Consider the following 25,680-nt stretch of genomic DNA (forward strand, 5'->3'; position numbering starts at 1 on the left):
CTGGCGTTTACCGGAAGGGGAGCCGTGCCCATGGGGCGACCGAAATTGCCGCTCGACGGCGCCTGCCGTTGCGGGCGGGTGAAAATCCGCATCAGCGCGCCGCCGATGCTCACCATGGCCTGCCATTGCAGCGGGTGCCAGCGCATGTCGGGCAGCGCCTATTCGCTGAGCGCAGCGATCCCGGCGGAGGGCTTTGCCGTCATCGAGGGCGAGCCCGTCATCGCCGGGGCGAGCGCGGAGGCCGGCCATCATTTCTGCCCGGATTGCATGACCTGGATGTTCACCCGGCCGGCCGGGATCGATTTCTTCGTCAACATCCGCCCGACGCTCCTCGACGACACCGCCTGGTACAGTCCCTTCATCGAGACCTATGCCAGCGAAAAACTCCCCTGGGCGACCACGCCCGCCGCGCACAGCTACGCAAAATTCCCGCCGATGGAGGATTATGAAACGCTGCTCGGCGCCTATGCGGCGAGCGCGGCCTGAACCCCGAAACCTCCGTCCTTTTCGTGAGTGCGTGCCCATGACCTCCGCCTTCATCACCCATCTCAAATCCGAACTCGATGGCCTGAAATCCGCCGGCCTCTACAAGGCCGAGCGCGTGATCACCTCCAAGCAGGCCGGCGAGATCACTGTGACCTCGGGAGCGCGCGTTCTCAATTTCTGCGCGAACAACTATCTCGGCCTCGCCGACAATGCGGAGCTGGCCGAGGCCGGCAAGCAGGCGCTCGACCGCTACGGCTACGGCATGGCCTCGGTGCGCTTCATCTGCGGCACGCAGGAGGAGCACAAGGAATTGGAGGCGCGCATCTCGTCCTTCCTCGGGCTGGAGGACACCATCCTCTATTCCTCCTGCTTCGATGCCAATGGCGGCCTCTTCGAGACGCTGCTGTCGGAGGAGGACGCGATCATCTCCGACGCGCTGAACCACGCCTCGATCATCGACGGCGTGCGGCTCTCCAAGGCGAAGCGCTTCCGCTATGCCAACAACGACATGGCGAGCCTGGAGGAGGAATTGAAGAAGGCGGAGGGCGCGCGCTTCAAGATGATCGCCACCGACGGCGTCTTCTCGATGGACGGCATCATCGCCAATCTCCGGGGCGTCTGCGACCTTGCGGAAAAATACGGCGCTATGGTCATGGTCGACGACAGCCATGCCGTCGGCTTCGTGGGAAAACACGGCCGCGGCTCGGCCGAACATTGCGGCGTCGAGGGGCGGGTGGACATCGTCACCGGCACGCTCGGCAAGGCGCTGGGCGGGGCGTCCGGCGGCTATACGTCGGGGAGGAAGGAAGTGGTGGAGTGGCTGCGCCAGCGCTCGCGGCCCTATCTCTTCTCCAACACGCTGGCGCCGGTCATCGCCGCCGCCTCGCTCAAGGTGTTCGACCTCATCGACAACGGCGATGACCTGCGCCGGCGCCTCTATGCCAATGCCGATCTCTTCCGCGCCGAGATGAGGAAGCTCGGCTTCACGCTTGCAGGCGAGGGGCATCCGATCATCCCGGTCATGCTGGGCGATGCGAGCCTCGCGCAGGAGATGGCCGCCCGCATGCTGGCGAAGGGCGTCTACGTCATCGGCTTTTCCTTCCCCGTCGTGCCGAAGGGCCAGGCCCGTATCCGCACCCAGATGTCGGCGGCACACAGCGAGGCGGATGTGCGCAAGGCGATCGCGGTCTTTGCGGAGGTCGGGCGCGAGCTCAGCGTCATTTAGAGAATCGTCTGAATCCCTTGCGGAGATTTCGTCATGTCGAACATGATGCGTGCGCTGGTTAAAGCAAAACCTGAAGTCGGCCTCTGGATGGAGAGCGTGCCGGTGCCGCAGGTCGGGCCGAATGACGTCCTGATCCGGGTGAGGAAATCGGCGATCTGCGGCACGGACGTGCATATCTGGAACTGGGACCAGTGGGCGCAGAAGACGATCCCCGTGCCGATGGTCGTCGGCCATGAATTCGTCGGCGAGATCGCCGAGGTCGGCTCTGCCGTCACCAAGTACCGTGTCGGCGAGCGGGTTTCCGGCGAGGGGCACATCGTCTGCGGCAAGTGCCGCAACTGCCGCGCCGGCCGCGGGCATCTCTGTCATTACACCAAGGGCGTCGGCGTCAACCGGCCGGGCTCCTTCGGCGAGTTCGTGTGCATTCCCGAATACAATGTCGTGCCGATCCCCGACGACGTGCCCGACGAGGTGGCGGCGATCTTCGATCCGTTCGGCAATGCCGTCCACACGGCGCTGTCCTTCGACCTCGTCGGCGAGGACGTGCTGGTCACCGGCGCCGGGCCGATCGGCATCATGGGCGCGATGGTGGCGAAACGCTCCGGCGCGCGAAAGGTCGTCATCACGGATATCAACCCCGTCCGCCTCGACCTTGCCCGCAAGGTCGGCATCGACCATGTCGTCGACGCCTCGAAGGAGGACCTTTCCGAGGTCATGACCGCGATCGGCATGACCGAAGGTTTCGACGTCGGCCTTGAAATGTCCGGCGCGCCGCCGGCCTTCCGCTCGATGATCGACACGATGAACAACGGCGGCAAGATCGCCATCCTCGGCATCGCGCCGGACGGGTTCGGCATCGACTGGAACAAGGTGATCTTCAAGATGCTGACGCTGAAGGGCATCTACGGCCGCGAGATGTTCGAGACCTGGTACAAGATGATCGCCTTCGTGCAGGGCGGGCTCGACCTTTCGCCGATCATCACCCATCGCATCGGGATCGACGATTTCCGCGAGGGTTTCGAGGCGATGCGCTCGGGTAATTCCGGCAAGGTCGTCATGGACTGGCATTGAGGCGAGCGCGCAAAGACGACCGGAGAACAGGAAGAGGAGAACGACCGATGAACTACGAGGGAAGCTGCCACTGCGGCGCGATCGCCTTCAAGGTGGAGGGTGATTTCGATACGGGGCTGGACTGCAACTGTTCCCTGTGCCGCCGGCGCGGCGCGCTGCTCGCCTTCGTGCCGCGCGAGAAGTTCGTGCTGGCGACGCCGCAGGAGAACGTCTCGACCTACATGTTCAACCGCCACGTCATCGAGCATCATTTCTGTGCCAGATGCGGCATAGCGCCCTATGGCGAGGGAACCGACCCGAAAGGAAACAGGATGGCGGCGGTCAACCTGCGCTGCATCCCGGCCGTCGATCTGGACGCGCTCGCCATCACCAAGGTCGACGGCCGTTCGTTCTGATCGTATCGGCGGCGAATCGGTTGGAGCGAGGCGTTCGCTCTCGGGGGATCGGGGGGCTTGTCTTTTAAGGAAAGGCTCCTACATGTGGGCTCTATCACCCGGATCCGCTGACTTTCCTGTCCGCGAACCCGAATCGGAACCTTTTCCGGCTTTTTTGCCGGAAAAGCTTGACGTAACCGAAAATTCTGGGAATCACCATTGTTGGCTGAGAAGGAATGGGTACGGCGGATCGGGAAGTCATGTCAATTGTGTTGCTTCGGCAACATCGCCACATGCCCGAGGGCCGGGCGGTGGTTAATCGGGATTTAATTGTCAATCCGTTAGGTCAGGGACGCTGAATCGCGGCAACGCACGCCGGAAGGCGATCGACTGCGAGCCCCTAACCGCTTGGAAACTGATGCTCAGGAAAGCGACGAAATAAATGGCGACAAAGGTCAAAGAGAACGAGGAAGTCGAAAACGAACGCGAAGGCGCATCCGACGGCCCACTTCTCGATCTTTCCGATGATGCCGTCAAGAAGATGATCAAGGCCGCCAAGAAGCGCGGCTATGTCACCATGGACGAGCTGAATTCGGTCCTGCCTTCCGAGGAAGTCACCTCGGAGCAGATCGAGGACACGATGGCCATGCTCTCCGACATGGGCATCAACGTCATCGAGGACGAGGACGCCGAAGAGGCGGCCCAGGGCGGCGAGGAAGACGGCGGCGACGACGACAACGAGAGCGAGGGCGGGGAACTGGCCCCTTCCGGCGGCACCGCGCTTGCGACCGCCAAGAAGAAGGAGCCGACCGACCGCACGGACGACCCCGTGCGCATGTATCTGCGCGAGATGGGCTCCGTCGAGCTTCTGTCGCGCGAGGGCGAGATCGCCATCGCCAAGCGCATCGAAGCCGGCCGCGAGACGATGATCGCCGGCCTCTGTGAGAGCCCGCTGACGTTCCAGGCCATCATCATCTGGCGGGATGAACTCAACGAGGGCCAGACGCTGCTGCGCGAGATCATCGACCTCGAGACCACCTATTCCGGTCCTGAGGCGAAGGCTGCCCCGCAGTTCCAGTCGCCGGAGAAGATCGAGGCCGACCGCAAGGCGGCCGAGGAGAAGGAAAAGACCCGCAAGCCGCGCGCCGCCAACGACGACGACATCACCAATGTCGGCGGCGACGGCATGCCTCCGGAGGAAGAGGAAGAGGACGACGACGAATCGAACCTCTCGCTCGCCGCCATGGAAGCGGAACTGCGCCCGCAGGTCATGGAAACGCTCGACACGATCGCCGAGACCTACAAGAAGCTGCGCAAGCTGCAGGACCAGCAGGTGGAAGCCCGCCTGCAGGCGACCGGCACGCTCTCGCCCGCCCAGGAGCGCCGCTACAAGGAGCTCAAGGACGAGCTGATCACGGCTGTCAAGTCGCTGTCGCTCAACCAGAACCGCGTCGATAGCCTCGTCGAGCAGCTCTACGACATCAACAAGCGCCTCGTGCAGAACGAGGGCCGGCTGTTGCGTCTTGCCGAGAGCTACGGCGTCAAGCGCGACTCGTTCCTCGAACAGTATTCCGGCGCGGAACTCGATCCGAACTGGATGAAGTCGATCGCCAACCTTGCCGCCCGCGGCTGGAAGGAGTTCGCCCGCAGCGAGAACACGACGATCCGCGACATCCGCCAGGAGATCCAGAATCTGGCCACCGAGACCGGCATCTCCATCTCGGAATTCCGCCGCATCGTGCACATGGTGCAGAAGGGCGAGCGCGAGGCGCGCATCGCCAAGAAGGAGATGGTGGAAGCCAACCTCCGCCTCGTGATCTCGATCGCCAAGAAGTACACCAACCGCGGCCTGCAGTTCCTCGATCTCATCCAGGAAGGCAATATCGGCCTGATGAAGGCGGTGGACAAGTTCGAGTATCGCCGCGGCTACAAGTTCTCCACCTATGCGACGTGGTGGATCCGGCAGGCGATCACCCGTTCGATCGCCGACCAGGCCCGCACGATCCGCATTCCGGTGCACATGATCGAGACGATCAACAAGATCGTGCGCACCTCGCGCCAGATGCTGCACGAGATCGGCCGCGAGCCGACGCCGGAGGAACTGGCCGAGAAGCTCGCCATGCCGCTCGAAAAGGTGCGCAAGGTCCTGAAGATCGCCAAGGAGCCGATCTCGCTCGAAACGCCGGTCGGCGACGAGGAAGACAGCCACCTCGGCGATTTCATCGAGGACAAGAACGCGCTGCTGCCGATCGACGCCGCCATTCAGGCGAACCTGCGCGAGACGACGACGCGCGTTCTCGCCTCGCTGACGCCGCGCGAGGAACGCGTCCTGCGCATGCGCTTCGGCATCGGCATGAACACCGACCACACGCTGGAAGAAGTCGGCCAGCAGTTCTCGGTCACGCGCGAACGCATCCGCCAGATCGAGGCGAAGGCGCTGCGCAAGCTCAAGCACCCGAGCCGCTCCAGGAAGCTCAGAAGCTTCCTGGATAGCTGAGAATAGGCACGTTCCTCGATAGCTGAGGCAGTGCGACGAATGCAGAGCCCCGCGATCCGAATGGTCGCGGGGCTTTTTGCTTGCGGGCGTGGATAGGCGAGGGGCTATAGGACGGCTTGGAGAAGAGGGGCCTTCACGCCGCCGCGCGGTTGCGCCATCCCCGCCGGCATGCGAGGCTCGCGCCGGTGCAAGCGGAGGAACGGTCGATCGTGCGGGAATGGTTCTGGCGTCTGCTCCTCTCCTTTTCCGCGACCGGCCTCGTCCTCGGCACGCTGCTTTTCGCCGCCTCGCTGACGCCCAGCCTCCTGCCGCGCACCTATGTCACGCAGGGCGTTCTCTCGGGTGTCGCCATGGCGTGCGGCTATGGGCTCGGCGTCGCCCTTGCGGCGCTGTGGTTCTGGCTGGAACTGCCGGAGCCGAAGGATCGTGTCCGCCTCTGGCTTTCGGCCGGTGCCGGCGGCCTCTGCGGCGTCGTGGCGCTCACCTTCCTCTGGCGGACGGCCGAATGGCAGAACTCCATCCGCACGCTGATGCACCTGCCGCCGATCAAGACGGCGCATCCCGTCTATGTCGGGCTCATCGCGCTTGCCGTCTTCCTCCTGCTCTTCGGCCTCGGGCGGCTTTTCGCCTTTCTCGCCCGGCTGTTTGCCAGGACCTCGCGCCGGGCGGCGCCGCGGCGGCTCTCCTCCGTCATCGGCATGGTGCTGGCCGCGACGCTGTTCTGGACGCTGGCCGATGGCGTTCTGGTGCGCTTCGTGCTGCACACGGCCGATTCCTCCTTCCGCCGGCTCGATCAGGTGATCGAGCCCGACACCGCCGAGCCTTCCGATCCAAAAAAATCCGGCAGCGCCGCCTCGCTGGTGCGCTGGGACGCGCTTGGCCGCATGGGCCGGTCCTTCGTGGCGAGCGGGCCGACGGCGAGGGATATCGCCGCCTTTACCGGCAAGCCGGCTCTTGAGCCGCTGCGCGTCTATGCCGGGCTCAACGCCGCCGAGACGCCGGAGGCGCGCGCCAAGGTGGCGCTCGACGAACTCGTCCGCGTCGGCGGCTTCGAGCGCTCGACGCTGGTCATTGTGATGCCGACGGGCACCGGCTGGATCGACCCGGAGGGGATCGACACGGTCGAGTACCTGCACCATGGCGATATCGCCAGCGTCGCCATCCAGTATTCCTACCTTGCAAGCTGGCTCTCGCTGCTCGCCGAGCCGGACTATGGCGCGGAAGCTGCGCGGGCGCTCTTCCGCGCCGTCTACGGCCACTGGACGAGCCTGCCGAAGGACACGCGGCCGAAGCTCTATCTCTACGGCCTCAGCCTCGGCGCGCTGTCGTCGGAACAGTCGGCCGAACTCTTCGAGGTGATCGGCGATCCCTACCAGGGCGCGCTGTGGGCCGGCCCGCCCTTCCCGAGCCGCATCTGGCGCAAGATGACGGCGGACCGCAATCCGGGAACACCCGCCTGGCTGCCGGGCTTCCGCGACGGCTCCTATGTGCGCTTCACCAGCCAGAAGAACGCGCTGCCAACGGCGGGCGACCATTGGGGGCCGATGCGCATCGTCTACCTGCAATATGCCAGCGACCCCATCACCTTCTACGATCCCTATGCCGTCTACCGCCGGCCGGCCTGGATGACCGTGCCGCGCGGGCCGGATGTTTCGCCGGATTTCGAATGGTATCCCGTCGTCACCTTCCTGCAACTGACGCTCGACATGGCCATGGCGACCACGACGCCGATGGGGCTTGGCCATGTCTATGCCGGCGAACACTATATCGATCCGTGGATCGTAGTGACCGACGCGACGGACTGGAACGCGGCGGATATCGCAAGGCTCAAGCAGAAATTCCGCGCGGGGCGGTGATCAGCCCCTGACGGCGATGATGAAGAGCCGCGGGAAGCGCAGCAGCAGGCGCCCGTCGGCCATCGGCGGATAGGCGTCCGATATCCGGTTCTCGTAGTCGGCGAGGAAGGCGTCGCGTTCCGCGGAGGGCAGGCGGTCGAGATAGGGCCGCAGGCCGGTCGCCTTCACCCAGTCGACGATGGCGGCCGCATCGGCCATCGGATGGTTGTAGACGGTGTGCCAGGCATCGACGCGGGCGGCCTTCGGGCCGAGCGCGTCGAGAAAGGCGGCCGGGGCGGGCAGCGGGCCGCGCCGCGGCGTGCCCGCGGCAAAGGCGTCCCGCCAGGGGCCGGCAAGGGCGCTTTCCTCCATCAGGAGATGGGACGGCTCGTTGCTGTTGTCCGGCATCTGCACGGCCAGCACGCCGCCGGGCCGCAGCCCGTCCATCAGCCGCGCCATCAGCGCCGCCGGATCGGGCAGCCACTGGAAGACGGCATTGGCGAAGAGCAGGGCGGCCGGCTCGTGCGGGCGCCATTTCGCAAGATCGCATTCGACGAAATCGACGCCCGGCAGGCGTTTTCGCGCGGCCTTCAGCATGTCGCCGGCATTGTCCACGCCGCGCACGCCCCGGCCGGGAAAGCGTTTCACCAGCAGTTCCGTCGAGTTTCCCGGCCCGCAGCCGAGGTCGTAGACCGTGCCGGCGACGAGGTCGGCCGGCACCTGCGCCAGCAGGTCGCGGGCAGGGCGGGTGCGTTCGTCCTCGAATTTCAGGTATTGCGCGGCGGACCAGGCCATGCGGGCTCCGTTCAGAGGCTATCGAGCGACGGCAGGATCAGGGCGGGGCCGAGGTCGAAATACTCGTCCGGCATGTCGCTGCGGTTGATCCAGACGGTGCGGAAGCCGAACTTCGCCGCGCCCGCGACATCCCAGCGGTTGGAGGACTGGAAGGAGACGGCGTTCGGATAGAGCCGGTAGTTCGTCGTCACGAGATCGTAGACGGCGGGGGCGGTCTTGTAGGTCTTCAGCGCATCGACCGAGAAGATATCGTCGATGACGGTGTCGAGCGCGGCATTCTTCACCGCCGAGGCCAGCATGGCGGGCGAGCCGTTGGACAGGATCGCGATATGCGCGCCGCGCTGTTTCAGCGCCTTCAGCACGGCCGGCACTTCCGGATAGCAATCGAGCTTCCAGTAGGCGTCCAGCAGCTTCTGGCGCAACGCCGGATCGACGCCGCCGATGCGCTTGAACGTGTAGTCGAGCGCCTGCTCGGTGAGCTGCCAGAAATCGGCATAGGCGCCCATCAGCGCCCGCGTCCAGGAATATTCGAGCTGCTTGGCGCGCCAGATCTCGGAGAAGAGCTGGTAGTCCGGCCCGACATCCCCCGCATGGCGGCGCACCGCCGCATGCACGTCGAACAGCGTGCCATAGGCATCGAAGACATAGGCGGCATGGGACATGAGCGGCGATTCCTCCTGGCATTGTCGACGGCGATTGGCGGCCATCGGCGTTTGAATGTCAATCGTTTGGCGTATGCCTCTCAAAACCGCGTGATGACGCTGATGCCGAGGTCGGTCGCCTTGTCCATCGCAGTCAGCGCGGGCACGGCCTCCTCAAGGCTGACATGCCGGCCGATCAGCCTCCGCGGGGCGAGCTTGCCGCTTTCGATCATCGCCAGCATGGCGTCGTAGCGCCAGGCCTGCATGCCGTGGCTGCCGTAGATTTCCAGCTCGTGGCCGATGACCTGGGCCATGGGGATCTGCGGCGTCGCGTGGTCGGCGAGCATCAGGCCGACTTGTACATGCCGCCCGCGCCGACGCAGGTTTTTTATCGAGTTGAAGCAGGTGACGGGCGAGCCGAGCGCGTCGATCGAGGCATGTGCCCCGCCGCCGGTGATCTCGCGCACCGCCCCCGCGACATCGGCGACCGCGCGGGCATCGATGGCAGCGACAGCACCCATCTTGCGCGCGAAGTCTAGCTTTTCGGCTGAAATGTCGATGGCGACGGGCTTGGCGCCGAGCGCGGCGGCGATCATGACGGCGGACAGCCCCACCCCGCCGCAGCCGTGCACGGCCACCCATTCGCCGCCCGTCACCCGCGCCTGGTCGACGACGGCGCGGAAGGAGGTGGCGAAGCGGCAGCCGAGGCTGGCGGCGGTGGCATAGTCGATCGCCTCCGGCAGGTGCACGAGATTGTGGTCGGCGAAATCGATGGCGACATATTCGGCGAAGGAGCCCCAATGGGTGAAACCGGGCTGGAACTGCTCCTCGCAGACCTGTTGATTGCCGGAGCGGCATTCGCCGCAATGGCCGCAGCCCGAGACGAAGGGCACCGTCACCCGCTCGCCCTCGCGGAAACGACGCACGTTCCCGCCAACGGCCACGACCTTGCCGGCAAGCTCGTGGCCCGGCACATGCGGCAGGCTTATATCCGGGTCGTGACCCATCCAGCCGTGCCAGTCGGAGCGGCACAGCCCCGTCGCCTCCACCTTGATCACCACGCCGCCGGGCGTCGGCGTCGGGTCGGGCAGGGTGCGGATCTCGGGTGTTGCCCCGAAGGCCTCGTAATACATCGCGCGCATGATGATCTCCCTTCCGCCTTGTATCGCATGCGCCTCGAACGCCCTCAACGGCACCATCCATGATAAGGCCTGATGCACCCATTCAACATCTTGAATGGACAAGCGCGGCCGGCTGTCGGAAGGCATTTGTGACTTGACCGGCCCGATCGACCGGGCCTTGATGGGCGAAAAGGAGTTTTGCAAATGCCAGTCGATACCTCACCACGCTCGACGACCTGGACCTTCGTGGACGGCGAATGGGTCTCAGGCAACCCGCCGCTCATCGGCCCCACCTCGCACGCCATGTGGCTCGGCTCGACCGTCTTCGACGGCGCGCGCTGGTTCGACGGCATCGCGCCGGACCTCGACCTGCATTGCCAGCGCGTCAACCGGTCCGCCGAGGCGCTGGGCCTCAGCGCGGTCGTTGCGGCCGAGGAGATCGAGGTGCTCGCCTGGGAGGGCGTCAAGAAGTTCGACGGCAAGACGGCGATCTACATCAAGCCGATGTACTGGGCCGAGCACGGATCCCCGACCAGCGTGGTCGCGCCGGATCCGGGCTCGACCCGCTTTGCGCTCTGCCTGTTCGAAGCCTCGATGGGCGACCCGAAGGCCGCATCCTCGCTGACCCTCTCGCCCTTCCGCCGCCCGACGGTGGAATGCATGCCGACGGACGCCAAGGCCGGCTGTCTCTATCCCAACAATGCCCGCATGCTGGTGGAGGCCAGGAAGCGCGGCTTCGACAATGCGCTGGTGCGCGACATGCTGGGCAACGTGGCGGAAACCGCCTCGTCCAACATCTTCATGGTCAAGGACGGCGTCGTCTTCACGCCGGCGGCCAACCGCACCTTCCTTGCCGGCATCACGCGCACCCGCGTCACCGGCCTTTTGAAGGAAGCCGGTTTCGAGGTGGTCGAGACGACGCTGACGGTCGCCGATTTCGAGAGCGCGGACGAGATCTTCACCTCGGGCAACTATTCCAAGGTGGTTCCGGTGACGCGCCTCGACGGCCGCGACCTCCAGCCCGGCCCGATCGCCGCCAAGGCGCGCGACCTCTATTTCGACTGGGCCCATTCCAACGGCGACGCGTAAGGGCAAACAAAAACGCCGGGGCTTTCACCCCGGCGTTTTCCGTTTCGGTTTGCCCGCGCCTTATTCGGCGGCGACGATCTTGCCGTCTTCCCACTTGAAGAGCGAGAAGCTCTGCGAGGTGAGGTCGCCGTTCTCGCCGTAGGTCAGCTTGCCGATGGCGGTCGGGACGGCCTCGCCGGACTTCAGCGCGGCTGCGACAGCGGCGGAGTCTTCCGCGCTGCCGGCCTTCTCGATGCCGGCCTTCAGAACCTCGACGGCGGCATAGGCATTGAGCGTGAAGGCTTCCGGCGGGATGCCCTTCTCGTTGAGTACGGCGACGGCCGCCTGCGAATCGGGGCTCTTCAGCGCGTCGGAGGCGTTGGTGAACAGCGTGCCGCCGGCCGCTTCGTTGCCGATCGCCCAGTATTCGCTGTTCGACAGGCCTTCACCGCCGATGATCGTGGCGTTGACCGCGAGGTCCTTCATCTGGCGGGCCAGCAGGCCGCCTTCCGGATGGTAGCCGCCGAAATAGATGACCTCGACGCCGTCGGACTTGAGGCGGGTGATCAGCGCGCTGAAATCCTTGTCGCCGGGGGTGACCGAGTCATAGAGCGCCTCGGTGACGCCGCCCTTGTTGAGCGCGGCCTTGAAGGCGTCGGCCAGGCCCTTGCCGTAGGCGCCCTTGTCGTGGATCACGGCGACCTTCTTGTCCTTCAGGTTCGCCAGCACATAGGCGGCCGCGACTTCGGCCTGCTGGTCGTCGCGCCCGCAGGTGCGCAGCACGTTGGTAAGGCCGCGGGCCGTCAGGTCCGGTGCGGTCGCCGTCGGGGTGACCATCAGCACGCCGTTCTCAGCGAAGACGTCGGAGGCCGGGATGGCGACGCCGGAGGTCACCGGGCCGACGACGAAGCGGATGCCTTCGCCGACGATCTGGTTGGCGGCCGAAACACCCTGCTTGGGCTCGCCGGCGTCGTCGGCCAGCTTCAAGACGACCTGCTCGCCGAGGATGCCGCCGTTCTTGTTGATCTGGTCGACGGCCGCCTGCGCGCCGTTCTTCACCTGGTCGCCATAGGCGGCGACCGGGCCGGTCAGGGGGGCGACGAGGCCGATGACGATATCCGCATGGGCAAGCGGGGCAAAGGCGACGGATGCGGCGAGCAGGGCGCCGGCAAAAATCTTCTTTTTCATGGATGTCTCCTCAACTGGGGCCGCGGAATGGCCCGGTCGCAGATGCTCACGCATGAGGACGGCGTAGGCCGGTTTTCGATGCGGAGCGGGTTCTCTCACGGTCCGGCACAATCGTTCGCGAAGGGCCGGCGTGCTGCAGATTGATTAGGCCGGAAGGGGAAAAAGAGCAACAAAATAATGCATTTGCATAGTTGATGGGCGGATCACCGGTGTGAATGGAAGGCAATGGGGGGCATTTGAATCAAAACGGATTGTTAAGATTTACCAATCATAAATATCCGGAAACTTTGAGGATCTGCGATGCGTTGCGTCTTGATCGTCGTCCTCTTGTTGCTTGCCGGATGTGCGTCCGTTCCACGGCAGACGCAGAACGCCTGTGCCATCTTCGAGCAACGTGACGGCCTGTTCGACAACTGGCGGCGAGCCGCCTACCGCGCCGAGCGCGAATATGGCGTGCCCGTTCCCGTGCTCATGGCGACGATCTATACGGAGTCCGGCTTCCGCCACAATGCGCGCCCGCCGCGCACGAGGCTCCTCGGCTTCATCCCCTGGAAACGGCAATCGAGCGCGCTCGGCTTCTCGCAGGCGCTCGACGGCACCTGGGCGCAGTACAAGCGCGTGACCGGTCGCTGGGCCGCCAGCCGCACCGATTTCTCCGATGCGATCCGTTTCATCGCCTGGTATCACGCCGAGAGCAACCGCAAGAACGGCATCGCCCTCAACGACACCTACCGCCTCTACATCGCCTACTACCACGGCCATGCCGGCTATTCGCGCGGCAACTGGAGCGGCACGGCCAAGGCCGGCGCCAAGCGCGCGGCCAACATGGCGGCCGGCTATTCGCGCCAGTTGAAGAATTGCGGGGCGTGGTGAGGGGGGCTAGCCAAGCTCCGGATACAGGTCCCGCCATTGCGGGTTGAGCGCTTCGACGAGCTCGATCTTCCATTGCCGATACCACCGCTTGAGCGATTTCTCATCGCTGGATGGCGGTGCCTATGCTCTCGTGTTCTTCGTACCAAACCAGCCGTTTGCAGCCGTGTTTCATCGTGAAGCCGGGTAACATGCCCTCGCGATGCTCATAGACACGCCGTTCAAGGTCCGAGGTGACGCCGATATAGAGCGTCCCATGCGTGTGGTTGGTCATGATGTAGACATATCCCGCCATGGGGCAGTTTGCGCGGCGGTGGGCCCTCGGGTCAAGCCCGAGGGTGACGGAAGTAGGAAGGATGACGGCCAAGGCGGCGGCGCCACATGCCGCACCGTTCGATAGACGGGCTGCGTCTCCTCCTCTCCGTCACCCTCGGGCTTGACCCGAGGGCCCACTACCGCCGCCCTCCGCCGTCACGCCGAATAAAACCCGTCCCCCTTGTCGGATCGCCCCCGCGCCACACGTCTTTGTCATGTCCAAACCCTGGAAGGAGACGATCATGACCTATGTCGACGGATTCCTGCTGGCCGTGCCGAAGGCCAATCTGGAGCGGTACAAGGCGATGGCGCGCCTGGCGGGCGACATCTGGAAGGAGTTCGGCGCGATCGACTATGTCGAGTGCATCGGCGACGACGTGCCCTATGGCGAACTCACCTCGTTTCCCCGCGCCGTGCTGGCGAAGGACGACGAGGCGGTGATCTTCGCCTGGATCACCTATCCCTCGCGCGCGCAGCGTGACGAAATCCTCGCCAAGGTGATGGCGGACGAACGCCTGAAGAGCGACGACTGGAAGGATGTCTTCGACGGCAAGCGCATGATCTACGGCGGCTTCGAGGCGGTCGTCGAGTTGTGAGCCGCGGGGAGGTAGGCTAAACCCGCATCCGGACCCGCAAGAAAGGAAGCGCCATGACGAACCTCTACTATGCGATCGTCGGAACCACGACGGACACGAATATGGGCCTGGCGCGCTTCATGGGCGTCATCCTCGCCTTCATCGTGGTCGTCGGCACCCTGTTCTGGGCCATCGGCTGAGGCAGGCACCATGCCGCAGACGATCGTGACGGTTCCGACCCGAGGGCAGGGGCTCTACGAATTCACCGGCGAGGCCGCCGCCTTCGTGCGGCGCGCAGGCACGGAGGAAGGGTTGCTGACGGTCTTCGTGCGCCACACCTCCTGCTCGCTGCTCATCCAGGAGAATGCCGACCCGGATGTGCGGCACGATCTCGACCAGTTCTTCCGCCGCCTCGTGCCGCCCTCGGACGATCCCGCCATGCGCTGGATCGTCCATACGCTGGAAGGGCCGGACGACATGCCCGCCCATATCAAGGCGGCGCTGACCGCCGTCTCGATCGGCATTCCCGTCGTCGGCGGCCGCCTCGCGCTCGGCACCTGGCAGGGCCTCTATCTCTTCGAGCACCGCGACAGCCCGCACCGGCGTGAAATCGTGCTGCATCTCGGTCCTTGACGGAACCGGTCCGAACGATGGAACGTTCCTGCGGCGTCCCGCAAACGCTCCAAGGAGAGACCCATGGCCAATACCGAAAGCCTCAACCACGCCGTCATCGAGGCGCTGAACGCGCGTGACGTCGCGGCCCTTGCCGGCAAGGCGCACGAGGATGTCGCGATCTCCGGCATCGGCGAGGGCATGGACACGGGCCGCGCTGCGCTGCGCGCCCGTCTCGCCCGGCATTTCGAGGCCTTCGACGAGAGCTACGGCGATGCGCTGGTGATGAGCGATGCGCTCGGCAACAATGTCGCGATCCGCCTGACGGCGCGCGGCCGGTCGGCGGCGGGCGATGCCTATTCGAAGGAGAAGATCCTGCTGCTCGAGCTTGAGGACGGGTTCATCACCCGCATCGCCTTCTTTACCGGTTCATGAAAGTTGAACGGAGGCTGAACGTCGGCTTCGGCCTGCATTCAGCCTCGCTTCCCTAAGGTCTCCCCAACAGCCGGACGCAACGCCCCGGCCGGTATGAACAGGAGATCCCCGATGAGCCGCTTTCTGAGAAAATCCCTTCTTGCCGTCGTTCTCGGCCTCGGCGCGCTGAACGCGTCCATGCCGGCCGCTTCCGCTGCGGATATCACGCTGTCGATCGAGAAGGTGGGCTACCGCAACGGCTTCTACGCGGTGCACGACCGGGACGGGCGCGGCGACCGCTGGGATCGCCGCCACGACCGGCGTGCGGGCGCATGGGGCCGCGGGGGCCGCTGCGATCTCCGCTTCGCCGTCGCCAAGGCCCGCGACCACGGCCTGCGCCGCGCCCGTGTCGCCGACGTGACGGGGCGCAAGGTCGTCGTCGAGGGCTTCCGCCGCGACGGCTACGGCCGCATCGTCTTCGCCAACGACCGCCATTGCCCGATCCTCTGGCGCTGAGGCGTCTCCAGCAAAGAGCAAGGCCGCCAATGCCTTGGCAGCGGCGCGCCGGCCGCGCGCCCGAGGAACGCCGTTCGTCCTGTCACCCCCGGCCGGCGAACGGCTGCCCTCCCGGCTCTGCCGGGAGGGTTTTTGCATTCCGGCCGCGCGCCGGTCCGGCGCACGATACGAAAAGGGCCGGCGTGACGCCGGCCCTCTCTCTTTCTTTCTGCCGCCCGGCTCAGTTGCCGAGCGCGAAGGTCACGTTGACGGTGACGGAATAGCTGTTCTCGCCGGTGGCAAGCGGCACGGCGCCGCCTTCGGCATAGTCCTTGGCCATGGCGCGCATCATCGGCATGGGTTCGGCGCGATAGGTGGTTTCGGAGATCTCCAGCACGCGGCCGAGGCCGACGCCGGCGGCATCCGTCAGTTCCTTCGCCTTGGCCATGGCGTTCTCGACCGCCTTCTTGCGCGCCGCGCTGACGGCGGTGTCCGGCTTGTCGTTGACGAAGCGGATGCCGTTGCCCTGGTTGGCGCCGAGCGTGACGGCCGTATCGAGGATCTCGCCGAGCTTGGAGAGGTCGCGCACGCGCAACGTCACCGTGTTGGTGACCTGGAAGCCGGTCAGCACCGGCGGCGGGTTCTCGCCGGTCGAGCTTTGCGGATACTGGTATTGCGGGTTAATCATGAAGCCGGAGGTCTGCAGGTCGCGCTCGGCGATGCCCGCTTCCTTCAGGGCGGAAAGAATGTCGGCCATGGCCTTGTTGTTGGCGTCGAGCGCTTCGCGGGCCGTCTTGGCGTCCTTGACGACGCCAAGGTCGATCAGCGCCATGTCGGGCGCCATCTCCGCGCTGCCCTCGCCGGTGACGACGATGGTCGCCTCGCGCGGCTTGGCGCTGTCCTCAGCCCGCGCGGCCAGGGGAAGGGCGGCGGCGAGAGCGAGCGAAAGCGCGACAAGGCAGGCGCCCGTGCGCCGACCCGGGGTTCCGTGGAACATGAAGAAGATCTCCTGATGATTGTGTCCCTGGGGCCGTTCTTCGCCGGTGATTGTGTGGAGAATGCGGCGGCGCTTGTGAGACCCGCCGAATTCGTCTAGACGATCTCTACACGTCGGCCGCCATTGACCGACGCCCCCGGCCATCCGCCGGGCCGGGCCTGTAGCTCAATGGTTAGAGCCGGCGGCTCATAACCGCTTGGTTGGGGGTTCGAGTCCCTCCGGGCCCACCAACTTATTCTAGTTCGTCAGACTCGATGATTTTTTCGTCAATTCGATTGTCCCGACGATCGTTGTTTTCATTGAATAAACGACGTTTTCTCGTTCTGTCCCTTAATTGAAGTGTTCATTGCCACATCGATCCGGACTGTCGTCGCGCAAATCACCTCCATCTGAACTCGGGAATCACGCCGAAGACTTTCTGGCAGTCGTCTCCGAGCATTTTCATCACTGAAGAGACCACTGCCGTTTCGTCTTCGCGGTCGTTTGCCCGATACGAACGACCGTTGAATTGCGGGACCGGCATTCCTCCTCTCACGATATGGAAATTGGTTCCGATACGCCCAGTCCTGGCGAGCATCAATTCCGTTTTCGATACATAGGCGTCCATCGCGTTGCTCGAGAAATCAGTCTGGGGCCTCTCCGGAAAACTTAGATCGGCACCCGCATCTTCAAGTTCCGCCACCGGCCATCGTTCAAAATAGAGATGCAGATTGGTGGTGCCCTGGACGTCAGACAACGATCCCTTCAGATTATATCTCACAGGAATCGACGCGTATTCGGGGAGGCAGCCGGCCAACCCCGGCATCTCCTGCTCCACGATTTCCACGTAGGCTTGCTGGCGTCTTCGAAAGAACGCATCAAAGGTCGCAGCGAGGCTCGCGCGCTCGGAGGGATCGGTGAAATCGACATCGTAAGGTTCCACCCACCACGGATGCAGGACCGTCACCCCATCAGACAGGAGCTGGTTGATGTCCTCGATCAGCGCGTCGACGTCAACAAACTGTCCTCGCGTCCTTAATCGCGGCCCAAATCGCCGATGAGCGAAAGAGCGTAGGCCCTCCTTGCAAGCTTCGAGGTCGTACGGGGTCTCGAATTTCAATCCGTGACGACGCCCGAGATGACGCAGTCGGCCGAAGACGGTTTCCTCTCTCCAGATCGGGCCTCCCCTCAGCCTACGGTAATCGATCAATTCCTTGATGGCACTGGACACCTGCTGTGCGCCCAGGATGCGTCCCGCATCGGCGTCGTAACCTTGACCCTCCAGTGACACTCCCCATTCCCTGAACGGACTCTCAGCCTCACCGAGGCGCACCCGCGAACCGGTTTCGCCCGCGTCGAAAAACGAAAAATCGAGCCATCCAGTCCTGACATTCCCCTCGATTCCAAGGATGGAAACGGGCTTGCCGACCAGGCACATGCGAACATCGTCGGTCAACTGCGCAGAGAAATGCGGCTCCAGCAGTGCATCGATACCGCTCAGAACATCGGAGAGAAGGCCCTCAACAACACCGGGAGAACTTGATACAGGACGCCGTTCCCCGTCGCCGATGGTGAACTTCAAAGACGAGAGGGCGACCTGGATATTGCGCTCAGCAAGGGAATGCCAAATTACTCGACTGGCTTCTGGCGTCGTAGCGCCCGATAGGAGAAGGCCCGGGAGCTGAGAAGAATCGCTGTTATCGATTGCATCCAGCGCGAGTTCCAATTCGTTCAATGGAAGTCGCAGGAGGCGTTGAACACGAAAGAAGTCGGCCAAGCCTTCGTGAACGAGCTCCACACTGGTTCCGCGAATGGTGATGGCGTCGGCGTCCGCCAGTTGCTCCAATCCCGCCGAAATGTCCATGCCCTTCGCCAGTTCCCAGCACCGGGTGATTTGAACAGGCTGAGCAGATGTTTCGGCGGCGAGTTCCTCGAGAAAGGCGCGAAGCCTTCCTTTCTCCAAAGCCGGGAATGGGCGGAGAATTTCGCCCAGCCATTCTTCGTAGAGCGTGTTCACGTTCGTCGGAAAACGCTGAAACGATCGTGAATGGTTCGCCACCAGATTGGCAAGCAGAGGGACTTGGCAGAGCTGTCGCAGGTGATCGGGGATTTTGACCCTAGCAATTGAGCGGTCCGAGCGCGCCTGCCTCGCAGTCAGCAGTGCGAGCAAGTCCTTTTCGTCGAACCCGCTCAGACGATATGTCGGCAGCTCGATGTCAGGCACACAGTTAGGCCGGGACAGTACAAGCAGCCGACTCTTCGGAAAGTCTCGAACGAGATTCCGCAGTTCCGAGGCGATACTCTGCCGCGCCGAATTGGAAACCCGGTCAAAAGCATCCGCGATGATCAGAACACCGTTTGTCTTCGCTTCGTCCCTGAGGGATGCGAGCGTATAGCCTGGCACATGTGGAGCAACTCGATTGACGAGATACGCTTCGAACGCGCCTTCGCCCGCCGGGACGTCGGGAAGGAACACTTCAAACGGCAATTGGGCCGCCGAACCTTCGAGCCTCTTTTCCAACACCTCAAGCAGAAATGCCTTCCCGAGCGTTGTTTTTCCGTAGCCGGACGAGCCTAGAACGATCGCTCCTTTGTCATCGCCGTCGAGTACCGCTTCAGCTGCCATATCCCCTTGCGCAGACCGGCTCAGGAATCGGGGAACGGTATTGCGAAGCTCCCTCTGGCATCGCGCCGTCTCGTTAATCTCGTACTCGGAGAGGTCTCTCCGGATAACGTCCATGTTCTTGAAGCGCAGGCCCGAGCACAGCGAAATCAACGCATCGCGCGACGCCAGTCCTTCCAATAGTCCCTGGGAAGACGCTATTTTCTCGACCAAGCCGGAATGGACCAATTCGCTTTCTCCGACTATCTGGAGCTGCCAAACCTCGAGATCATGGCCGTTTGTCAAGATGTAGAGCGGTGTCCTGAGGTTTTGCGCGTAGGATTCGGCCTGCTCCCGCCCCTGATCCAGTGGTTCTTTGGGATGCTTGGTCTCGACAACCAAAAGGGCAGTGGCACGGCAGTGCGGCTTGTCAGCGTAAACGACGAAGTCGGCCTCTGGCTTTCTGCCAGGGCGGCTGTTCCTGCCTTCCCGAAACAGCACTGGCTTCTTGGGGACGATGTTGGCGATGTCATGCCCCAGCGCTTGGAGTAGAGGCATTACAAAACGAGTTTCGACATCAGCCTCGGATTGGAAAACCGTATGTCTCGTTGTCCAAATGTCGATCACGGTGATTCTCGCTGTTCCCGAACACAAATTATCAGAGCTGAGAATTTGAGGTCGCCACAAAATTTGTTCACCTACGGATTCGGCAACAAGAGTCAGCCCTGACCGCCACGTCCGTTGGTACCTCTAGTTTCATGTGAGGTGTCCAGAAGCGGACGTAACGCCCCCGAGTATCAGCGTCTGAAAGCGTCCTTACCGGAAGCCTCGTCCGATGCCCGCGCCGGCTCGCCGATATGGAGAGCGACACCATAAGAGACCGAGCAGTTTGCCGACCTGTATCGGTGTGCGGGTGAGGACGTCGAGTTGTTGAAACGGAGTGTCGGCGCCGCATGGGAGCCGCGTCTGCGCCGTGTGCCGGAATGCGTGGTCTCCTCCCACAATGATTTCGCTCTCGACCCGACACGATTGGCTGAATTCCGACGTCATTCTAGCGCCGCTCATCGGTCGCCTCACCGCAGAGGAAATAGTCGAAGGACGCAGGAATGAACTTATACCCGGCCCCGAATGAGCCGCTTTGGAAGGAGGTGCCCCTTGGTCACGGCTCCCACGCCATCGCATTCCCCGACTCAAGTTATCTGGTCCAAATACGCCCCTCAAAAAGCCAGTCAGGCACTTCTACGTCTTGGCAGCGAGGATGGTTGGCAAAGCACTGGCGAAGCGTTCGCACTGACGTGTACGCGCCGCGAATAAGTTCGCGTTGCTGCCGATAATAGGCTTCATCAAAAACATTGTCTTCGATTCGGTGGGCAGGACGCTGGCGAGCTTGGCGGACCGATCTAAAGCCGGTCATCAGGTCCCGCTTGAAGTCCTCGTCATCCATCCGAAAGTTCTCATCAATCCATTCGTCCAGGAGCCTAATCGTTCCCTTTGGCTGCACGATTTCGCGCCCATTGTCCATGCGACCGCGTTCATCCATTTCTATGTCACCTCGGAAGAAATCTCGGTCCATGTCGTCAGACAGCAACTGATCCAGAAGTAGGCAGAATGTCGAGAACTCAGCTCGGGTAGGACGTATGAGGAAGCCAAACCCTGCTGGACGACGATATGCATCGTAGTCAGATCGAAAAAGCGCTGGTTTGCCCATGCAAGCACACATCTCATTAATGATACGCTTTTCCTTCAGGAAGGCATCGAAGACGGAAACCCGTTCCGGGAACTGTCCAAGGATTGATGTTCGATAGTAATCTGGATGTAGACCGAAATCGCCTTCGACCTCAAAACGACGCCAACTCTGTTGCTGCTCTGGCGAGAGGTGATTGAGGTATCGAAGGAAGGTTGCCACGTACCTGTTTATCTCGGGGTCGAAGGCGAAACCGAACTTGTGGAACTCGTCATCCTCCACATTAGGATGCTCGCGATAAATAGTTCCGTGAATGTCGTCTACCTCGTATCGGTAGCGCGGATCGTTGCGGTACTGTTCAAGCACGTCCAGGCGGAAAGCACGGAAATCGAGCTGGGGCGCGCCCTCACGGAGAGCGGAGGTGTAAGGACGCGTGGCATCGTGAACGACGCCGTAGCGACGAAGGGCCTCTGGAGTCGGATATAGGCATCCATGACTAGGTTCGCGGGGCCGCCGAAGTCGTTCAATTTGCACGTCAGGCAAACGAGGGTCGTGCCTTTTGATGTGGATGTTCTCGTCATCCTCATGCGTGATTATATCAATCAAGCGATCTTCAATCAGGCCGATGACGGCCTGGATTTCCTGTGGGTCCGCGAGATGAAACGTTCCCCAGCCATTGAAGTCACGTGACTCTAGGTACTGACGAATTGTAGCCTGAAATATTTCTTCACGATCCACAATATGATCCTCCTCCCAGATGGAATCGCTCAAAAGGTTTGTCCCTACGAGCGCTGATTTGTCCCTGACGTTTCAATAGGTCTGTCCCCAGAGCCAATCAGAACAATTTTCCTCAGATGCTACTTCTATTGCCCGTTCGGGAGCTGTGTGCGGGACCTACGTATCCAAATTTCCTTGTGTAGGCCTTGGTTGCCTTGCCTTGAGAAGTTGTCTTCTCTGCGACTTCTCGCGTTCTACGGAAACCTTTCCGCATCTTGCGCCACTGCCTGGACAAAGAACTCGGACGAATGGCAGACCCATCCCGATGAAAGGTGATGTTAAATTATTTCGGGGTAATCGTGGCGACAATCGCTGTAAGGACGAGAACTGTGCCCATCGATATTATTAAAATGACTTCTGAGAAACAAAATTCTTCCTACTATAGGGTGGTGATAGATGGAAAGGTATATCAATTGTCATTCCCCAATTTTGCAGAAATACGAGCACATTTTGCAAGAAACCAAAAGCATTTGGCAGGGCATAAATTGCCAAAGGAATCTCTTGAAACGCGAGAGGAGTTAGTTCTCGGCTATGAAAAAATACACGTACTGCTGGGGGTCTATGATGGCGGTTATGAGGCGAAATATTATATTCTTAAAGGCCCAGCTGGCTTTGTGTGGGAAAATATTTACTTTAATAAATCCGTTGCGACAGATTTTCTTACTAAAGAAGTTATTGTCTATGATCAATCAAATTAGAATTGACCATTTTAAATTCGAAGCCCCGTGAATTTGACCATTCGATATTATGTGGATGGTCCAACTTCAACAACGAACCTCGACCTAAACGTGATTCTTCATCAATTGCTTTAATGACGCGCATCAGTAGCTTCGCAAACTCGCGTACCGTTTCCAGATCGCCGGATGTCGCGACCTCTTGACCTGAATACTCTAGATGACCTCGCATGGTTTCGAAGTCTCCGCGATCCTCGCAATTCATCATCGCGCCGAGGAGGGTTGTAGCCAAATTTTTTTCCATGGGAGTGCTTCCGAAAGTTTCGATAAATTCTAGGGTTTCTTCATCTCTCCGCCGGCGCAACTGGAATGAAATGAACCCCTAGACTTCCTTCAGATTTTGGGAGAGTCCGTCGTATCAAGGAGACGAACGGAATGAAGCGGGCGCGGTTTACGGATGAGCAGATCATCGGAATGCTGACCGATTCTGGCGGGCGACTTGGGAGTGACCATGAAGTATTTCCAAGCACAACAGCCGCTGCTTGATGTGTCCGCTACGACCCGGTATGGCTGGGTAATGAAGAAGACCCATCTCACGTCGTCTGAAAAAACGACTGATACGGAAACGCTCGGTGGGATGCTGGAAACGATCGGCTTCATGCCGCTGGGACGGTGTATCCTTATCAAGCTGGGCGTTCAGAAATCGTCATTGTATGCCCGACGACGAGATAAGCGGACATCGTAAGCAAGGATTTCACAACACGTTAACCGTGGCCACATTGCCTGATGTCCTGATTGCTCCGCGAGGGTAGATTCCCCCTCGAAAATTTCCACAAACCTAAATGGCTTCCTGGAAGTTGCATTCCGAGAGCAAGGCGCTCTCGAAATGCTGACTTTGGGGCTGACATGACAAACGTTCATACGAATTCAATTTCTTCCGCAGGCAAGAGCGGAATCATTCTGTCCGGAGGACTGGCCGCACTCTCGATTGCAGCTATCGTGCTTCCGATCATCAATATCAAGGTCATGGGATTTGGCGGCGGCCTTGCACTTGCTTCTCCGCATCTTCTCGGCGGCATTGCATATCTTCTGCCGCTCGCCTTTCTGGTCGGGATCGCGGTGCGATTTGCATCTCAGACACAGCCGCATGTCCGTATCGTCGAAATTGTCGGACTCGTAATCGTCATTGGCACCGCTCTTTACGCCGCCATGACGCTCATGACCGGCATGAGCGAATTGAGCAACGCTGACCGGCAGATGGCGCAGTTACTCGGCTCCGCGAACGCCCGTCAGTTTTCGTCGATGCGCGGGCTTTCCCTCGCAAGCGGAACGTTTGCGCTCGCTCTCCTCCTCCTCGGTAGCGCCTGGCAGGTCTGGTCCGGTCGCAGACGTTGATCTCGTCCGCGCAGAAATCCTGAATTCTGGAGTTTCAAATGCGAAACCTACTCGTGACCGTCTGCGTCGCAACCCTTCTTGCTTGCCCGAATTCCGTTCGCGCCGAGGAAGCCGAAGACCTCTATTTTGCGGGCAGCTTCGTGTGCTTCGACCGTGAATACGCCACGGACTGGTCCGTGGCGAAAGGACTGGGAGGCGAGGTCGCCACGACGGTCTATTTCCAAAGGACCGACTCGAACCAGGTGGAATGGCTTGAATTGACCGAACGCAAAGGGTCCGATGGCCATCAACTCTACGATGCCAACGGCAATCCGCGTATCGCTCTCATTGCCGACGGCGATACCATCCGGGCCGTATGGAAGGCGGGCGCGCCGGATTCCGAGTGCGCCCCGTTTACGGTCAGTCGCTCCCAAAGCCCAAGGGAACGTTTCGATGAACTGTTCGGGCTGATGGAAACACCGGAACCCGGTGATGAAGTCGCCGCGAAGGTCGCGGATATGACGCGGTACCCGCCGATTATCTACGCGCTGCCCGAACTGGATCGGCAAACCTATATGCAACGTTACGGCAAACTGGTGGAGTCCTTCTGGACACGCTACGGCGAAGGCCTGATCAAGGATATCGCTTCGCGTCCGGTTACCGCCGAACAGGACAGGAAGGCTTTCGCCGAGCGCCTTGACGCGGCCCTTTCCAACCCTTCGCATTTCATGCGCCGTCGCGACGGGCTCGAAGCAATGTTTGCGATGATGCAGCAGGCGGCGGATCGTTATGCGGCAGGCGGTGCGACACCTGCGGAAGGATTATATGCCGGGAAGGAACGGGCTTGCCGACGCATGCAGGAGATTCTGAAGGTGGACCCGTATTTTAATTTCTCGAAACTCGAACTGGCGGCTGGTGTCCCCGCCGACTACTGGACGCGCGCCGTGGCGGAAGACCTCCTCTCGGGGCTGCGTGTCTGCGAGAACGTGATCGAGGACTACGCCAACCAGATGACAAGAAAATGGCCGGAAATGCAGGAGAAGCAGAAACTCGTCCGTTCACTGCTTCAGGAGCAGTCACGGCTTCTGGCCTTGCCCGTGACGATGGATACACTGATCGAAACGAAGAACCTCCAGCCGGAGGAGGCACTGGTTCGATCAGTCTCCAGACACTCGAGCGATTACCAGCGCTTCTTCGGCTCTCCGCTGGATGCGCGACGGGGTGAACTGCTGAACGTCAGCCTAGCCTCGATTTCGGAGCAGTCGGCCAGCTATTCGATCGAGCAGCCTGAAGTAGTGAAGGCGGTTACCGGTGCCTGCGAGGTGTTGAACGGCCTTTCAGGCATGGACGGCGACAAGAGGGACATGGTCCGCCAGACCTGTGAAGTCGCAAACGAGGTGATCGCCGACAAGCAGGCCGAACAGGCAGTCGCCCAGATCAACGCTGCCTTTGCCGATGCCGAGCCAGACACCCCTGTGGCCGAGGCTGCTGCCAAGCTCTGCGATATGCTTTCATCGGAACTTTCGACCCAAGCGGCACCGAAGGTCTACGAGGTATGCTCGGATGCCAGAAGGACGTTGGCCGAAAAACAGGATGCCTTGAAGTGCGAGCAGGCGATCACTTCGTCGGGCGCGTCTTCGGAATTGCTTGAAAGCACGGTGTCCGTCCTGGAATTCAACGGTAGCTCAAATGTCCCCGTGAAGGACCTGATCTGCGCTGCCACCAAAGCGGGCGCGCAGCTCTCGTTTGCTACAAGCGGATACATGGCGTGGAAATCGCATACCATGGACATGAAGATGGACCGCGCCCGCAAGGGAGAAGAACTTTTGCACTTCGTCCTCAGTCCGGCTGACGGCGGTGCCGATTGGGTTATCGGCACCGAGGATGAGAGCACATCGGCGATCCTGGCGAAACAGGGGGCGCGGGTGGAGATCGTGACCGCATGCATCATGCGCAATGCGGCCTGCCATCCGTAAACCTGCACAGTGTAAACGCCGACCGTCGTGGGAAT

At 61.8% G+C, this 25,680-nt stretch carries 25 protein-coding genes, 1 tRNA gene and 1 pseudogene; 18 read left to right on the plus strand and 9 right to left on the minus strand.

Annotated elements, in window-relative coordinates:
* Positions 1-30: 30 nt before the first annotated feature.
* From AB3G45_RS12340 to AB3G45_RS12365, 6 genes are all read left to right on the plus strand, one after another.
* Complete coding sequence (locus tag AB3G45_RS12340; protein ID WP_367830833.1) at positions 31-486, plus strand: GFA family protein; 456 nt, start codon at positions 31-33, stop codon at positions 484-486.
* A gap of 37 nt (positions 487-523) precedes the next feature.
* A complete protein-coding gene (locus AB3G45_RS12345) occupies positions 524-1,711 on the plus strand; it encodes a glycine C-acetyltransferase (RefSeq protein WP_367830834.1) in 1,188 nt (395 codons plus the stop codon).
* 33 nt (positions 1,712-1,744) lie between these two features.
* The gene (tdh, locus tag AB3G45_RS12350) at positions 1,745-2,782 is read left to right on the plus strand and encodes an L-threonine 3-dehydrogenase (protein ID WP_367830835.1); all 1,038 of its coding nucleotides are present in this window, start codon (positions 1,745-1,747) and stop codon (positions 2,780-2,782) included.
* Positions 2,783-2,829: 47 nt separating this feature from the next.
* A complete protein-coding gene (locus tag AB3G45_RS12355) occupies positions 2,830-3,177 on the plus strand; it encodes a GFA family protein (RefSeq protein WP_367830836.1) in 348 nt (115 codons plus the stop codon).
* 421 nt (positions 3,178-3,598) lie between these two features.
* Positions 3,599-5,653, plus strand: coding sequence for an RNA polymerase sigma factor RpoD (rpoD, locus tag AB3G45_RS12360; RefSeq protein ID WP_367830837.1), 2,055 nt, complete (start codon positions 3,599-3,601; stop codon positions 5,651-5,653).
* Between the two features lie 209 nt (positions 5,654-5,862).
* Complete coding sequence (locus AB3G45_RS12365) at positions 5,863-7,509, plus strand: alpha/beta hydrolase (protein WP_367830838.1); 1,647 nt, start codon at positions 5,863-5,865, stop codon at positions 7,507-7,509.
* Here AB3G45_RS12365 and tam read toward each other — a convergent pair whose 3' ends face one another.
* From tam to AB3G45_RS12380, 3 genes are all read right to left on the minus strand, one after another.
* Positions 7,510-8,283 carry a trans-aconitate 2-methyltransferase gene (tam, locus tag AB3G45_RS12370; RefSeq protein WP_367830839.1) on the minus strand — a complete coding sequence of 258 codons (774 nt, stop codon included), beginning with the start codon at positions 8,281-8,283 and terminating at the stop codon, positions 7,510-7,512.
* A gap of 11 nt (positions 8,284-8,294) precedes the next feature.
* The gene (locus AB3G45_RS12375) at positions 8,295-8,945 is read right to left on the minus strand and encodes a haloacid dehalogenase type II (RefSeq protein WP_367830840.1); all 651 of its coding nucleotides are present in this window, start codon (positions 8,943-8,945) and stop codon (positions 8,295-8,297) included.
* An 80-nt stretch (positions 8,946-9,025) separates the two neighbouring features.
* Positions 9,026-10,066, minus strand: a complete 1,041-nt coding sequence (locus tag AB3G45_RS12380; protein ID WP_367830841.1) for a zinc-dependent alcohol dehydrogenase family protein — start codon at positions 10,064-10,066, stop codon at positions 9,026-9,028.
* Positions 10,067-10,249: 183 nt separating this feature from the next.
* Between AB3G45_RS12380 and AB3G45_RS12385 the strand changes: the two genes are divergently transcribed.
* Entirely contained in the window at positions 10,250-11,134 is an 885-nt protein-coding gene (locus tag AB3G45_RS12385) for a branched-chain amino acid aminotransferase (RefSeq protein ID WP_367830842.1), read from the plus strand.
* Positions 11,135-11,194: 60 nt separating this feature from the next.
* On the opposite strand, the gene AB3G45_RS12390 is transcribed toward AB3G45_RS12385, so the two are convergent.
* Entirely contained in the window at positions 11,195-12,301 is a 1,107-nt protein-coding gene (locus AB3G45_RS12390) for a branched-chain amino acid ABC transporter substrate-binding protein (protein ID WP_367830843.1), read from the minus strand.
* A 300-nt stretch (positions 12,302-12,601) separates the two neighbouring features.
* On the opposite strand from AB3G45_RS12390, the gene AB3G45_RS12395 reads away from it, so the two are divergent.
* Complete coding sequence (locus AB3G45_RS12395) at positions 12,602-13,174, plus strand: transglycosylase SLT domain-containing protein (RefSeq protein ID WP_367830844.1); 573 nt, start codon at positions 12,602-12,604, stop codon at positions 13,172-13,174.
* A gap of 6 nt (positions 13,175-13,180) precedes the next feature.
* Here AB3G45_RS12395 and AB3G45_RS12400 read toward each other — a convergent pair.
* Positions 13,181-13,466, minus strand: a pseudogene (locus AB3G45_RS12400) (GIY-YIG nuclease family protein).
* Positions 13,467-13,728: 262 nt separating this feature from the next.
* Here AB3G45_RS12400 and AB3G45_RS12405 point away from each other — a divergent pair.
* The 5 genes from AB3G45_RS12405 (at position 13,729) to AB3G45_RS12425 (ending at position 15,603) form a co-directional block, all read left to right on the plus strand.
* Positions 13,729-14,082 carry a DUF1428 domain-containing protein gene (locus tag AB3G45_RS12405; protein WP_367830845.1) on the plus strand — a complete coding sequence of 118 codons (354 nt, stop codon included), beginning with the start codon at positions 13,729-13,731 and terminating at the stop codon, positions 14,080-14,082.
* Between the two features lie 53 nt (positions 14,083-14,135).
* Positions 14,136-14,261, plus strand: coding sequence for a hypothetical protein (locus AB3G45_RS12410; protein WP_367830846.1), 126 nt, complete (start codon positions 14,136-14,138; stop codon positions 14,259-14,261).
* A 10-nt stretch (positions 14,262-14,271) separates the two neighbouring features.
* Complete coding sequence (locus AB3G45_RS12415; RefSeq protein ID WP_367830847.1) at positions 14,272-14,694, plus strand: secondary thiamine-phosphate synthase enzyme YjbQ; 423 nt, start codon at positions 14,272-14,274, stop codon at positions 14,692-14,694.
* Between the two features lie 63 nt (positions 14,695-14,757).
* Positions 14,758-15,108, plus strand: a complete 351-nt coding sequence (locus tag AB3G45_RS12420; protein WP_367830848.1) for a nuclear transport factor 2 family protein — start codon at positions 14,758-14,760, stop codon at positions 15,106-15,108.
* A gap of 111 nt (positions 15,109-15,219) precedes the next feature.
* Positions 15,220-15,603, plus strand: a complete 384-nt coding sequence (locus AB3G45_RS12425; protein ID WP_367830849.1) for a hypothetical protein — start codon at positions 15,220-15,222, stop codon at positions 15,601-15,603.
* 220 nt (positions 15,604-15,823) lie between these two features.
* On the opposite strand, the gene AB3G45_RS12430 is transcribed toward AB3G45_RS12425, so the two are convergent.
* On the minus strand, positions 15,824-16,579 hold the full coding sequence (locus AB3G45_RS12430; RefSeq protein WP_367830850.1) for an SIMPL domain-containing protein: 756 nt from the start codon (positions 16,577-16,579) through the stop codon (positions 15,824-15,826).
* A gap of 154 nt (positions 16,580-16,733) precedes the next feature.
* Between AB3G45_RS12430 and AB3G45_RS12435 the strand changes: the two genes are divergently transcribed.
* Positions 16,734-16,809 (plus strand) — tRNA-Ile (locus AB3G45_RS12435).
* A gap of 149 nt (positions 16,810-16,958) precedes the next feature.
* Here AB3G45_RS12435 and AB3G45_RS12440 read toward each other — a convergent pair.
* A complete protein-coding gene (locus tag AB3G45_RS12440) occupies positions 16,959-19,787 on the minus strand; it encodes an NACHT domain-containing protein (RefSeq protein WP_367830851.1) in 2,829 nt (942 codons plus the stop codon).
* A gap of 568 nt (positions 19,788-20,355) precedes the next feature.
* The gene (locus tag AB3G45_RS12445) at positions 20,356-21,615 is read right to left on the minus strand and encodes a hypothetical protein (RefSeq protein ID WP_367830852.1); all 1,260 of its coding nucleotides are present in this window, start codon (positions 21,613-21,615) and stop codon (positions 20,356-20,358) included.
* 335 nt (positions 21,616-21,950) lie between these two features.
* On the opposite strand from AB3G45_RS12445, the gene AB3G45_RS12450 reads away from it, so the two are divergent.
* Positions 21,951-22,319 carry a hypothetical protein gene (locus tag AB3G45_RS12450; RefSeq protein ID WP_367830853.1) on the plus strand — a complete coding sequence of 123 codons (369 nt, stop codon included), beginning with the start codon at positions 21,951-21,953 and terminating at the stop codon, positions 22,317-22,319.
* Here AB3G45_RS12450 and AB3G45_RS12455 read toward each other — a convergent pair.
* A complete protein-coding gene (locus tag AB3G45_RS12455; RefSeq protein WP_367830854.1) occupies positions 22,294-22,599 on the minus strand; it encodes a hypothetical protein in 306 nt (101 codons plus the stop codon). The genes AB3G45_RS12450 and AB3G45_RS12455 overlap by 26 nt on opposite strands.
* 207 nt (positions 22,600-22,806) lie before the next feature.
* On the opposite strand from AB3G45_RS12455, the gene AB3G45_RS12460 reads away from it, so the two are divergent.
* From AB3G45_RS12460 to AB3G45_RS12470, 3 genes are all read left to right on the plus strand, one after another.
* Positions 22,807-23,040 carry a hypothetical protein gene (locus AB3G45_RS12460; RefSeq protein ID WP_367830855.1) on the plus strand — a complete coding sequence of 78 codons (234 nt, stop codon included), beginning with the start codon at positions 22,807-22,809 and terminating at the stop codon, positions 23,038-23,040.
* Positions 23,041-23,201: 161 nt separating this feature from the next.
* Entirely contained in the window at positions 23,202-23,690 is a 489-nt protein-coding gene (locus tag AB3G45_RS12465) for a hypothetical protein (RefSeq protein WP_367830856.1), read from the plus strand.
* Positions 23,691-23,728: 38 nt separating this feature from the next.
* The gene (locus tag AB3G45_RS12470) at positions 23,729-25,645 is read left to right on the plus strand and encodes a hypothetical protein (RefSeq protein ID WP_367830857.1); all 1,917 of its coding nucleotides are present in this window, start codon (positions 23,729-23,731) and stop codon (positions 25,643-25,645) included.
* Positions 25,646-25,680 lie beyond the last annotated feature (35 nt).

Source organism: Shinella sp. S4-D37 (assembly GCF_040812195.1).
Taxonomy (GTDB): Bacteria; Pseudomonadota; Alphaproteobacteria; order Rhizobiales; family Rhizobiaceae; genus Shinella.